Annotated in this window: 9 protein-coding genes; 5 read left to right on the top strand and 4 right to left on the bottom strand. The window is 52.7% G+C overall.

Features of this window, described 5'->3' with window-relative positions; genetic code table 11:
- Nucleotides 1-10 precede the first annotated feature (10 nt).
- A complete protein-coding gene (aceF, locus tag FTE26_RS11985) occupies nucleotides 11-1,903 on the top strand; it encodes a pyruvate dehydrogenase complex dihydrolipoyllysine-residue acetyltransferase (RefSeq protein WP_000963518.1) in 1,893 nt (630 codons plus the stop codon).
- 324 nt (nucleotides 1,904-2,227) lie between these two features.
- The gene (gene lpdA / locus FTE26_RS11980; protein ID WP_000102485.1) at nucleotides 2,228-3,652 is read left to right on the top strand and encodes a dihydrolipoyl dehydrogenase; all 1,425 of its coding nucleotides are present in this window, start codon (nucleotides 2,228-2,230) and stop codon (nucleotides 3,650-3,652) included.
- 70 nt (nucleotides 3,653-3,722) lie between these two features.
- On the opposite strand, the gene FTE26_RS11975 is transcribed toward lpdA, so the two are convergent.
- Entirely contained in the window at nucleotides 3,723-5,480 is a 1,758-nt protein-coding gene (locus FTE26_RS11975) for a DUF3300 domain-containing protein (RefSeq protein WP_000784498.1), read from the bottom strand.
- Between the two features lie 354 nt (nucleotides 5,481-5,834).
- Here FTE26_RS11975 and acnB point away from each other — a divergent pair, with 354 nt between their 5' ends.
- Both acnB and yacL read left to right on the top strand, forming a co-directional pair.
- Nucleotides 5,835-8,432 carry a bifunctional aconitate hydratase 2/2-methylisocitrate dehydratase gene (acnB, locus tag FTE26_RS11970; protein WP_001307570.1) on the top strand — a complete coding sequence of 866 codons (2,598 nt, stop codon included), beginning with the start codon at nucleotides 5,835-5,837 and terminating at the stop codon, nucleotides 8,430-8,432.
- 174 nt (nucleotides 8,433-8,606) lie between these two features.
- Nucleotides 8,607-8,969, top strand: a complete 363-nt coding sequence (gene yacL / locus FTE26_RS11965) for a protein YacL (protein WP_000384306.1) — start codon at nucleotides 8,607-8,609, stop codon at nucleotides 8,967-8,969.
- A gap of 37 nt (nucleotides 8,970-9,006) precedes the next feature.
- On the opposite strand, the gene speD is transcribed toward yacL, so the two are convergent.
- The 3 genes from speD to FTE26_RS11950 all read right to left on the bottom strand — a co-directional run bounded on the left by speD (nucleotide 9,007) and on the right by FTE26_RS11950 (nucleotide 11,136).
- On the bottom strand, nucleotides 9,007-9,801 hold the full coding sequence (gene speD / locus FTE26_RS11960; RefSeq protein WP_000734287.1) for an adenosylmethionine decarboxylase: 795 nt from the start codon (nucleotides 9,799-9,801) through the stop codon (nucleotides 9,007-9,009).
- Between the two features lie 15 nt (nucleotides 9,802-9,816).
- Complete coding sequence (gene speE / locus FTE26_RS11955) at nucleotides 9,817-10,683, bottom strand: polyamine aminopropyltransferase (protein WP_000818411.1); 867 nt, start codon at nucleotides 10,681-10,683, stop codon at nucleotides 9,817-9,819.
- 105 nt (nucleotides 10,684-10,788) lie between these two features.
- Nucleotides 10,789-11,136, bottom strand: a complete 348-nt coding sequence (locus FTE26_RS11950; RefSeq protein WP_001295568.1) for a YacC family pilotin-like protein — start codon at nucleotides 11,134-11,136, stop codon at nucleotides 10,789-10,791.
- Between the two features lie 165 nt (nucleotides 11,137-11,301).
- Between FTE26_RS11950 and cueO the strand changes: the two genes are divergently transcribed.
- Nucleotides 11,302-12,852: a multicopper oxidase CueO gene (gene cueO / locus FTE26_RS11945; protein ID WP_001189647.1), complete on the top strand. Its 1,551-nt coding sequence runs from the start codon at nucleotides 11,302-11,304 to the stop codon at nucleotides 12,850-12,852.
- Nucleotides 12,853-13,100 lie beyond the last annotated feature (248 nt).

Raw genomic sequence — 13,100 nt, 5'->3', positions numbered from 1 at the left:
TAAAAGAATAATGGCTATCGAAATCAAAGTACCGGACATCGGGGCTGATGAAGTTGAAATCACCGAGATCCTGGTCAAAGTGGGCGACAAAGTTGAAGCCGAACAGTCGCTGATCACCGTAGAAGGCGACAAAGCCTCTATGGAAGTTCCGTCTCCGCAGGCGGGTATCGTTAAAGAGATCAAAGTCTCTGTTGGCGATAAAACCCAGACCGGCGCACTGATTATGATTTTCGATTCCGCCGACGGTGCAGCAGACGCTGCACCTGCTCAGGCAGAAGAGAAGAAAGAAGCAGCTCCGGCAGCAGCACCAGCGGCTGCAGCGGCAAAAGACGTTAACGTTCCGGATATCGGCAGCGACGAAGTTGAAGTGACCGAAATCCTGGTGAAAGTTGGCGATAAAGTTGAAGCTGAACAGTCGCTGATCACCGTAGAAGGCGATAAAGCGTCTATGGAAGTTCCGGCTCCGTTTGCTGGCACCGTGAAAGAGATCAAAGTGAACGTGGGTGACAAAGTGTCTACCGGCTCGCTGATTATGGTCTTCGAAGTCGCGGGTGAAGCAGGCGCGGCAGCTCCGGCGGCTAAACAGGAAGCGGCTCCGGCAGCGGCCCCTGCACCAGCGGCTGGCGTGAAAGAAGTTAACGTTCCGGATATCGGCGGTGACGAAGTTGAAGTGACCGAAGTGATGGTGAAAGTGGGCGACAAAGTTGCCGCTGAACAGTCACTGATTACCGTAGAAGGCGACAAAGCTTCTATGGAAGTTCCGGCTCCGTTTGCAGGCGTCGTGAAGGAACTGAAAGTCAACGTTGGCGATAAAGTGAAAACTGGCTCGCTGATTATGATCTTCGAAGTTGAAGGCGCAGCGCCTGCGGCAGCTCCTGCGAAACAGGAAGCGGCAGCGCCGGCTCCGGCAGCAAAAGCTGAAGCTCCGGCAGCAGCACCGGCTGCGAAAGCGGAAGGCAAATCTGAATTTGCAGAAAACGACGCTTACGTTCACGCGACTCCGCTGATCCGCCGTCTGGCACGCGAGTTTGGCGTTAACCTGGCGAAAGTGAAGGGCACTGGCCGTAAAGGTCGTATCCTGCGCGAAGACGTTCAGGCTTACGTGAAAGAAGCTATCAAACGTGCAGAAGCAGCTCCGGCGGCGACTGGCGGCGGTATCCCAGGCATGCTGCCGTGGCCGAAGGTGGACTTCAGCAAGTTTGGTGAAATCGAAGAAGTGGAACTGGGCCGTATCCAGAAAATTTCTGGTGCGAACCTGAGCCGTAACTGGGTGATGATCCCGCATGTTACTCACTTCGACAAAACCGATATCACCGAGCTGGAAGCGTTCCGTAAACAGCAGAACGAAGAAGCGGCGAAACGTAAGCTGGATGTGAAGATCACCCCGGTTGTCTTCATCATGAAAGCCGTTGCTGCAGCTCTTGAGCAGATGCCTCGCTTCAACAGTTCGTTGTCGGAAGACGGTCAGCGTCTGACCCTGAAGAAATACATCAACATCGGTGTGGCGGTGGATACCCCGAACGGTCTGGTTGTTCCGGTATTCAAAGACGTCAACAAGAAAGGCATCATCGAGCTGTCTCGCGAGCTGATGACTATTTCTAAGAAAGCGCGTGACGGTAAGCTGACTGCGGGCGAAATGCAGGGCGGTTGCTTCACCATCTCCAGCATCGGCGGCCTGGGTACTACCCACTTCGCGCCGATTGTGAACGCGCCGGAAGTGGCTATCCTCGGCGTTTCCAAGTCCGCGATGGAGCCGGTGTGGAATGGTAAAGAGTTCGTGCCGCGTCTGATGCTGCCGATTTCTCTCTCCTTCGACCACCGCGTGATCGACGGTGCTGATGGTGCCCGTTTCATTACCATCATTAACAACACGCTGTCTGACATTCGCCGTCTGGTGATGTAAGTAAAAGAGCCGGCCCAACGGCCGGCTTTTTTCTGGTAATCTCATGAATGTATTGAGGTTATTAGCGAATAGACAAATCGGTTGCCGTTTGTTGTTTAAAAATTGTTAACAATTTTGTAAAATACCGACGGATAGAACGACCCGGTGGTGGTTAGGGTATTACTTCACATACCCTATGGATTTCTGGGTGCAGCAAGGTAGCAAGCGCCAGAATCCCCAGGAGCTTACATAAGTAAGTGACTGGGGTGAGGGCGTGAAGCTAACGCCGCTGCGGCCTGAAAGACGACGGGTATGACCGCCGGAGATAAATATATAGAGGTCATGATGAGTACTGAAATCAAAACTCAGGTCGTGGTACTTGGGGCAGGCCCCGCAGGTTACTCCGCTGCCTTCCGTTGCGCTGATTTAGGTCTGGAAACCGTAATCGTAGAACGTTACAACACCCTTGGCGGTGTTTGCCTGAACGTCGGCTGTATCCCTTCTAAAGCACTGCTGCACGTAGCAAAAGTTATCGAAGAAGCCAAAGCGCTGGCTGAACACGGTATCGTCTTCGGCGAACCGAAAACCGATATTGACAAGATTCGTACCTGGAAAGAGAAAGTGATCAATCAGCTGACCGGTGGTCTGGCTGGTATGGCGAAAGGCCGCAAAGTCAAAGTGGTCAACGGTCTGGGTAAATTTACCGGGGCTAACACCCTGGAAGTTGAAGGTGAGAACGGTAAAACCGTGATCAACTTCGACAACGCGATCATTGCAGCGGGTTCTCGCCCGATCCAACTGCCGTTTATTCCGCATGAAGATCCGCGTATCTGGGACTCCACTGACGCGCTGGAACTGAAAGAAGTACCAGAACGCCTGCTGGTAATGGGTGGCGGTATCATCGGTCTGGAAATGGGCACCGTATACCACGCGCTGGGTTCACAGATTGACGTGGTTGAAATGTTCGACCAGGTTATCCCGGCAGCTGACAAAGACATCGTTAAAGTCTTCACCAAGCGTATCAGCAAGAAATTCAACCTGATGCTGGAAACCAAAGTTACCGCCGTTGAAGCGAAAGAAGACGGTATTTATGTGACGATGGAAGGCAAAAAAGCACCCGCTGAACCGCAGCGTTACGACGCCGTGCTGGTAGCGATTGGTCGTGTGCCGAACGGTAAAAACCTCGACGCAGGCAAAGCTGGCGTGGAAGTGGACGACCGTGGTTTCATCCGCGTTGACAAACAGCTGCGTACCAACGTACCGCACATCTTTGCTATCGGCGATATCGTCGGTCAGCCGATGCTGGCACACAAAGGTGTTCACGAAGGTCACGTTGCCGCTGAAGTTATCGCCGGTAAGAAACACTACTTCGATCCGAAAGTTATCCCGTCCATCGCCTATACCGAACCAGAAGTTGCATGGGTAGGTCTGACTGAGAAAGAAGCGAAAGAGAAAGGCATCAGCTATGAAACCGCCACCTTCCCGTGGGCTGCTTCTGGTCGTGCTATCGCTTCCGACTGCGCAGACGGTATGACCAAGCTGATTTTCGACAAAGAATCTCACCGTGTGATCGGTGGTGCGATTGTCGGTACCAACGGCGGCGAGCTGCTGGGTGAAATCGGCCTGGCAATCGAAATGGGTTGTGATGCTGAAGACATCGCACTGACCATCCACGCGCACCCGACTCTGCACGAGTCTGTGGGCCTGGCGGCAGAAGTGTTCGAAGGTAGCATTACCGACCTGCCGAACCCGAAAGCGAAGAAGAAGTAATTGTTCGTTTGCCGGAACATCCGGCAATTAAAAAAGCGGCTAACCACGCCGCTTTTTTTACGTCTGCAATTTACCTTTCCTGTCGCCTTGCTCCGCGCTCAGAGAGACGTTCGCGTACTGCTGACCGTTGCTCGTTATTCAGCCTGACAGTATGGTTACTGTCGTTTAGACGTTGTGGGCGGCTCTCCTGAACTTTTTCCCGAAAAACCTGACGTTGTTCAGGTGATGCCGATTGTATACGCTGGCGGGCGTTATCACGTTGCTGTTGGTTCAGTGGGCGCTGCTGTACTTTTTCCTTAAATACCTGGCGCTGTTCGGGAGTTGCAGACTGAATACGCTCACGCGCTGCCTCTCTTCGCTGCTGGTTCTGTGGGTTAGTCTGCATTTTCTCGCGAACCGCCTGGCGCTGCTCAGGCGAGGCGGACTGATAACGCTGACGAGCGGCGTCCTTTTGTTGCTGGGTCAGGGGTTGGCGACGGCTGAAGTCGCGGAAGTCGTCATAGCTCCCATAGTGTTCAGCTTCATTAAACCGCTGTGCCGCTGCCTGACGTTGGGTATCTCGTGTAATGACGGGGGCGGCGTGTGTTCGTTGCTGAAACTGACTTGCTGCCGCCTGACGCTGGCTGTCGCGTGTTGGAGCAGGTAGCTGCGTGGCACTCATTCCGCCGTTGACATCGGTTTGATGAAACCGCTTTGCCATATCCTGATCATGATAGGGCACACCATTACGGTAGTTTGGATTGTGCCGCCATGCCATATTCTTATCAGTAAGATGCTCACCGGTGATACGGTTGAAATTGTTGACGTCGATATTGATGTTGTCGCCGTTGTGTTGCCAGCCATTACCGTCACGATGACCGCCATCGTGGTGATGATAATCATCATCGTCATGATGATGATGGTCATGATCGTCGTCGTCCCAGTCGATGCTGCTGAATAGTGCGTACGTGGTAGCAACACCCATGCTATAGCCGAATCCGCGCACAAAGCTGTCAATAAACGGTTCTCCGGCTGGTGGTGGCAGATAAACCGGCGGATACGCAGTATTGGCCCAGTTCCCGTAAACCACGGTTGGGTTGTAGTTGGGAATATAGACCACATCAGGATTGGCGGGCTCAATGGAAATGACGGTTGTTGCAGGCTCTGTAATGATGGGGCTGGCAGTTGAAACGGTATTGGATGGTATGGCGGGAGCCGTGACTGTCTGTGTTACCGGTACAGCTTTCTTCGTTGTGGTAATAACTTTCTGTTCGGTTGATGACTTCAGCGAGCCGGTTTGTTGCGCCAGTTGCCGCAATCGCTGTACCGAGTCCATCACGTCCTGCGGCTGCGCCAGAAAAGCATCGCCCAGGTTTTGCACCCATTGCGGGTTTTCGCCCATCAATGCCATCAATTGTGGAAAGGCCACCAGTGATTTAACGCTGGCGTCCCACGGCTGGTCAGATACTGCCTGAATAGCAGCATCGCCTTGTTTAAGTGGATTATCGTGCGACCATTGCACTGCTTGAGCAACGTTTGCCGGATAGGTTGATGCCATTAACACTTGTGAAAGCAGAGAATCGGGGTACAGCGCGACAGGCGCAACCCATTGATCGATTTGTGCAGTGCTGAATGCGGATTTGACGACGGCGGGCGTTACGGGCGGTGCGGAAACCGTTGCAGGAAGCGTAACTGCGGTGATGTCAGGCGCAGTCTGTTGTGTCGATTGCGGTTCCACAGGCGCTTCCACTGTGCGGCTTTTTATATATAGCCCGGTAGAGGCGGCACAAAGCCCGGCACTGCAAATTAGCGCCAGCACATGGGGTTTAAACGGCAAAGTCATTTTCATAATTCGGATCTCAAGGAAATCGCAATGGTCGGCGAACTGCCACCCGCAGGTGCTGTGAATCCGAGTATAAAGAGGCGGTAGTTTAAATTTTGACTAATCTTGGGATTCGTTGAGAAAGGTGATTATCACCATGCGAATTAACGAAGTTTTTACGGAGGGAAACAATCTCTAGACCATCCTTAACGATTCAGCCACTTTTTTATGTTGCTTTTTTGTAAACAGATTAACACATCGTCAAAATCCTGCTATTCTGCCCGTTGCGGTACTGGGCATTTACCCTACAAACTGCTGTCTCACAGGAGCGTGAAGAGAATCGCCTGCCGCACTATGACAATGAGAGCGAGGAGAACCGTCGTGCTAGAAGAATACCGTAAGCACGTAGCTGAGCGTGCCGCTGAGGGGATTGCGCCCAAACCCCTGGATGCAAACCAAATGGCCGCACTTGTAGAGCTGCTGAAAAACCCGCCCGCGGGCGAAGAAGAATTCCTGTTAGATCTGTTAACCAACCGTGTTCCCCCTGGCGTCGATGAAGCCGCCTATGTCAAAGCAGGCTTCCTGGCTGCTATCGCGAAAGGCGAAGCCAAATCCCCTCTGCTGACTCCGGAAAAAGCCATCGAACTGCTGGGCACCATGCAGGGTGGTTACAACATTCATCCGCTGATCGACGCGCTGGATGATGCCAAACTGGCACCGATCGCTGCCAAAGCACTTTCTCACACACTGCTGATGTTCGATAACTTCTATGACGTAGAAGAGAAAGCGAAAGCAGGCAACGAATATGCGAAGCAGGTAATGCAGTCCTGGGCGGATGCCGAATGGTTCCTGAATCGCCCGGCGCTGGCTGAAAAACTGACCGTTACCGTCTTCAAAGTCACTGGCGAAACCAACACCGATGACCTTTCTCCGGCACCGGATGCGTGGTCGCGCCCGGATATCCCACTGCACGCGCTGGCGATGCTGAAAAACGCCCGTGAAGGTATTGAGCCAGACCAGCCAGGTGTTGTTGGCCCGATCAAACAGATTGAAGCTCTGCAACAGAAAGGTTTCCCGCTGGCGTACGTCGGTGACGTTGTGGGTACGGGTTCATCGCGTAAATCCGCCACGAACTCCGTTCTGTGGTTTATGGGCGATGATATTCCACATGTGCCGAACAAACGCGGCGGTGGTTTGTGCCTCGGCGGTAAAATTGCACCCATCTTCTTTAACACGATGGAAGACGCGGGTGCACTGCCAATCGAAGTCGACGTCTCTAACCTGAACATGGGCGACGTGATTGACGTTTACCCGTACAAAGGTGAAGTGCGTAACCACGAAACAGGCGAACTGCTGGCGACCTTCGAACTGAAAACCGACGTGCTGATTGATGAAGTGCGTGCTGGCGGCCGTATCCCGCTGATTATCGGGCGTGGCCTGACCACCAAAGCGCGTGAAGCACTTGGTCTGCCGCACAGTGATGTGTTCCGTCAGGCGAAAGATGTCGCTGAGAGCGATCGCGGCTTCTCGCTGGCGCAGAAAATGGTAGGCCGTGCCTGTGGCGTGAAAGGCATTCGTCCGGGCGCGTACTGCGAACCGAAAATGACTTCTGTAGGCTCTCAGGACACCACCGGCCCGATGACCCGTGATGAACTGAAAGACCTGGCGTGCCTGGGCTTCTCGGCTGACCTGGTGATGCAGTCTTTCTGCCACACCGCGGCGTATCCGAAGCCAGTTGACGTGAACACGCACCACACGCTGCCGGACTTCATTATGAACCGTGGCGGTGTGTCGCTGCGTCCGGGTGACGGCGTAATCCACTCCTGGCTGAACCGTATGCTGCTGCCGGATACCGTCGGTACCGGAGGTGACTCCCATACCCGTTTCCCGATCGGTATCTCTTTCCCGGCGGGTTCTGGTCTGGTGGCATTTGCAGCCGCAACAGGCGTAATGCCGCTGGATATGCCGGAATCCGTTCTGGTGCGCTTCAAAGGCAAAATGCAGCCGGGCATCACCCTGCGCGATCTGGTACACGCGATCCCGCTGTATGCGATCAAACAAGGTCTGCTGACCGTTGAGAAGAAAGGCAAGAAAAACATCTTCTCTGGTCGCATTCTGGAAATTGAAGGTCTGCCGGATCTGAAAGTTGAGCAGGCATTTGAACTGACCGATGCGTCCGCTGAGCGTTCTGCCGCTGGTTGTACTATCAAGCTGAACAAAGAACCGATCATCGAATACCTGAACTCTAACATCGTCCTGCTGAAGTGGATGATCGCGGAAGGTTATGGCGATCGTCGTACCCTCGAACGTCGTATTCAGGGCATGGAAAAATGGCTGGCGAATCCTGAGCTGCTGGAAGCCGATGCAGATGCGGAATACGCGGCAGTGATTGACATCGATCTGGCGGATATTAAAGAGCCAATCCTGTGTGCTCCGAACGACCCGGATGACGCGCGTCCGCTGTCTGCGGTACAGGGCGAGAAGATCGACGAAGTATTTATCGGTTCTTGCATGACTAACATCGGTCACTTCCGTGCTGCGGGTAAACTGCTGGATGCGCATAAAGGCCAGTTGCCGACCCGCCTGTGGGTGGCACCGCCAACCCGTATGGACGCCGCACAGTTGACTGAAGAAGGCTACTACAGCGTCTTCGGTAAGAGCGGGGCTCGTATCGAGATCCCGGGCTGTTCTCTGTGTATGGGTAACCAGGCGCGTGTAGCAGACGGTGCGACGGTGGTTTCCACCTCTACCCGTAACTTCCCGAACCGTCTGGGGACTGGCGCGAATGTCTTCCTGGCTTCTGCAGAACTGGCGGCTGTTGCGGCGCTGATTGGCAAACTGCCGACGCCGGAAGAGTACCAGACCTACGTTGCGCAAGTAGATAAAACTGCCGTTGATACTTATCGTTATCTGAACTTCAACCAGCTTTCTCAGTACACCGAAAAAGCCGATGGGGTGATTTTCCAGACTGCGGTGTAATAAGTAAGCGCACGCGCTGCGCATAAACGACACAATGCCCGGTGAATGAGATTCCCGGGCATTTTTTATTTCTAAACCATCGCCGTTCCGCTGTTTTTCTCCGGTAAGGCTGCGATAATTACATCAATGGCGCGATGCGATTTCGGCGCATTGCCGGGAGCAGAGGAACACACTATGGATTACGAATTTCTGCGCGATATTACCGGAGTGGTAAAGGTGCGTATGTCCATGGGGCATGAAGTGGTCGGGCACTGGTTTAATGAAGAGGTGAAAGAAAACCTGGCCTTGCTTGATGAAGTGGAACAAGCAGCGCACGCACTGAAAGGTAGCGAACGGTCCTGGCAACGGGCAGGGCATGAATACACCCTGTGGATGGACGGTGAAGAGGTGATGGTTCGCGCCAATCAACTGGAATTCGCTGGCGATGAAATGGAAGAGGGGATGAACTACTACGACGAAGAAAGCCTGTCGCTATGCGGCGTTGAGGATTTTCTGCAGGTCGTGGCGGCTTACCGCAATTTCGTGCAGCAGAAGTAAATAAATCTGGCGGAGCCTGGGAGCTCCGCCAGAGCCGTTAAACAGCTGGCATATTGCGCCCGTAATAAATCTCGCGCATTTCTTTCCACAGCGCAGCGGTAATTTCCTGGCGCTCGCTGTCGGTTAAATCTTCCGGTTTGGTGTGGAACATGTAGTGCTTAAGGTCGAACTCTTTAAGCAACATCTTGGTATGGAAGATATTTTCCTGATAGACGTTCACATCCACCATGTCATACAGCGCCTTCATATCGTCAGACATAAAGTTCTGAATCGAATTAATCTCATGGTCGATAAAGTGCTTCATACCGTTAATGTCGCGGGTAAAACCGCGCACGCGATAATCAATGGTTACGATATCGGACTCAAGCTGGTGGATCAGGTAATTCAGCGCCTTCAGCGGAGAAATCACGCCGCAGGTAGAGACTTCAATATCGGCGCGGAAGGTACATAAACCGCCTTCAGGATGACTTTCCGGGTAGGTATGTACGCAAATATGACTTTTATCGAGATGGGCAACGACCGTTTCTGGCAGTGGGCCGGGGTGTTCTGTTTTGTCGATGAGTTTCGGGTCAACCGGTTCTTCACTCACCAGAATAGTGACGCTGGCACCCTGTGGTTCGTAATCCTGGCGGGCGATGTTAAGAATATTGGCCCCGATAATGGAACAGGTTTCTGACAGGATTTCGGTCAGACGGTTGGCATTATAGAGTTCATCGATATAAGCAATATAACCGTCGCGCTCTTCGGCAGTTTTGGCGTAGCAGATATCGTAAATACAAAAACTCAGACTTTTGGTCAGATTATTAAAGCCATGCAGTTTCAGTTTTTTCAATTTCTTATCTTCTCCTTAGGACGGCTGTGAAGCCAGTGCGTCTTGCAGATACTGAGGTAAGGCAAAAGCTGCCGTATGGATTGCCGGATTGTAATAACGGCATTTCAGGCCAGAGGCGAGAAAACGCGCCTGAATAATTTCGGTTGAGAGATGGCGTAAGGCGTCGTTATCTGTCGCCCATGCAAAAGTCATGATACCGCCGTAATAGGTCGGGATCGCCGCCTGATAAAAGCCAACGTCGCTGAAGTAATGGCTGAGTTTGCGATGGCTGTCGATGGCTTCTTCCTGCTGTAAAAAGCAGACGCCGTTTTGTGCGACGAAGATACCGCCAGGATTCAGGCAACGTTTGCAGCCTTCATAAAATGCCGAAGTGAAAAGGCTTTCGCCGGGACCGATAGGATCGGTGCAGTCGGAGATAATGACATCAAAGGTCTGGCTGGTTTGATTAACGAAATTGACGCCATCGTCGATCACCAGCTTAAAGCGCGGATCGTCGTAGCTACCGGCGTTATGGTTGGGCAGATACTGACGGCAGAACGACACGACACCCGCATCGATTTCCACCATCGTGATTGACTCAACGTTTTTATGTCGGGTTACTTCACGCAGCATGGCACCGTCGCCGCCGCCGATAATCAGCACATGTTTCGCGTGACCGTGGGCCAGTAGCGGAACATGGGTCATCATCTCATGATAGATAAACTCGTCGCGCTCGGTGGTTTGTACTACGCCATCCAGCGCCATTACGCGACCAAATGCAGCGTTCTCAAAAATGATCAGATCTTGGTGATCGGTCTTTTCATGATACAGAACGTTATCTACCGCAAAGTACTGCCCAAACTGGTCGTGTAGCGTTTCATGCCACTGTTTTTTTTCGGCCATGGGTTGATACCTCCTTTGTTAACACCCGTAAAAAAAGGGCGCAACATAATAGCTAACATTGACCGCGGATGCACGGTCAATATTTCTACAAAAAGGTATCAGGGATTATTTGACGTAGGCAAGCAGGCTTAAGGAATCGCGGGCCAGGGCTTTGCACTTTTTAGCGACGGGAATGCCAATGCCGCTGAGATCGCGGTAGCTGTCTTCACCGAGGGCTTTCATGTCGAAGGTGTCGTAATTACTGAGGTCCCACTGGTTTTGCTGAGCGAAAAAGACCAGTGCGCGACGAATTTGCCCGTTAGGTAAGTTCTGGTAACCACAATCGTTCTTCAGAAAGACAAAAACTGCCGTTAAATCGGCCATATCTTCGGCTTCAGACTCGCTGAGCGCGTAACTGTTTGCGCAGACGGCCATCAGGCTGCCGAATAACACTGTTCTGAAAAACGTCTTCATTGCTTCTACCAGGGGCTTAAAGAAGATAAACGTTAGCACACTGCGAGCGAGGCGACGACCATTATTGTCGATTAAATTGTGTCTGCGGCTTGACCTTCCCGTAAGGGGAAGGACTATGCTCAACGTTTGATTTTGTTTCGCCTGCTTAAGAATAAGGAAATAACTATGCAACGTCGTGATTTCTTAAAATATTCCGTCGCGCTGGGTGTGGCTTCGGCTTTGCCGCTGTGGAGCCGCGCAGTATTTGCGGCAGAACGCCCAACGTTACCGATCCCTGATTTGCTCACGACCGATGCCCGTAATCGCATTCAGTTAACTATTGGCGCAGGCCAGTCCACCTTTGGCGGGAAAACTGCAACTACCTGGGGCTATAACGGCAATCTGCTGGGGCCGGCGGTGAAATTACAGCGCGGCAAAGCGGTAACGGTTGATATCTACAACCAACTGACGGAAGAGACAACGTTGCACTGGCACGGGCTGGAAGTACCGGGTGAAGTCGACGGCGGCCCGCAGGGAATTATTCCGCCAGGTGGCAAGCGCTCGGTGACGTTGAACGTTGATCAACCTGCCGCTACCTGCTGGTTCCATCCGCATCAGCACGGCAAAACCGGGCGACAGGTGGCGATGGGGCTGGCTGGGCTGGTGGTGATTGAAGATGACGAGATCCTGAAATTAATGCTGCCAAAACAGTGGGGTATCGATGATGTTCCGGTGATCGTTCAGGATAAGAAATTTAGCGCCGACGGGCAGATTGATTATCAACTGGATGTGATGACCGCCGCCGTGGGCTGGTTTGGCGATACGTTGCTGACCAACGGTGCAATCTACCCGCAACACGCTGCCCCGCGTGGTTGGCTGCGCCTGCGTTTGCTCAATGGCTGTAATGCCCGTTCGCTCAATTTCGCCACCAGCGACAATCGCCCGCTGTATGTGATTGCCAGCGACGGTGGTCTGCTACCTGAACCAGTGAAGGTGAGCGAACTGCCGGTGCTGATGGGCGAGCGTTTTGAAGTGCTGGTGGAGGTTAACGATAACAAACCCTTTGACCTGGTGACGCTGCCGGTCAGCCAGATGGGGATGGCGATTGCGCCGTTTGATAAGCCTCATCCGGTAATGCGGATTCAGCCGATTGCTATTAGTGCCTCCGGTGCTTTGCCAGACACATTAAGTAGCCTGCCTGCGTTACCTTCGCTGGAAGGGCTGACGGTACGCAAGCTGCAACTCTCTATGGACCCGATGCTCGATATGATGGGGATGCAGATGCTAATGGAGAAATATGGCGATCAGGCGATGGCCGGGATGGATCACAGCCAGATGATGGGCCATATGGGGCACGGCAATATGAATCATATGAACCACGGCGGGAAGTTCGATTTCCACCATGCCAACAAAATCAACGGTCAGGCGTTTGATATGAACAAGCCGATGTTTGCGGCGGCGAAAGGGCAATACGAACGTTGGGTTATCTCTGGCGTGGGCGACATGATGCTGCATCCGTTCCATATCCACGGCACGCAGTTCCGTATCTTGTCAGAAAATGGCAAACCGCCAGCGGCTCATCGCGCGGGCTGGAAAGATACCGTTAAGGTAGAAGGTAATGTCAGCGAAGTGCTGGTGAAGTTTAATCACGATGCACCGAAAGAACATGCTTATATGGCGCACTGCCATCTGCTGGAGCATGAAGATACGGGGATGATGTTAGGGTTTACGGTATAAAAAGACCGTATTCGGAAATATGCCCGGATCTCTCCGGGCATTAAACTGATGACAAACGCAAATCTGCCTGATGCGCTACGCTTATCAGGCCTTGTATTATCCCTCCAGTGCAGAGAAAATCGGCCAGTTTTCTCTGCCTGCAGTCCGCATGCCGTATCGGGCCTTGGTAGTGGTCAAGTAATATTGGCCACGGTTTTACAGTAAAAATGGTATCTGTTCTCTGACTCTTCCGGCGTCAGCCCACCGTT

The sequence above is a fragment of the Escherichia sp. S10b genome, from assembly GCF_028421345.1.
Lineage (GTDB): Bacteria > Pseudomonadota > Gammaproteobacteria > Enterobacterales > Enterobacteriaceae > ECMA0423.
The sequence above is the reverse complement of the archived record's forward strand: the minus strand, read 5'-3'. Positions and strand labels throughout refer to the sequence as shown.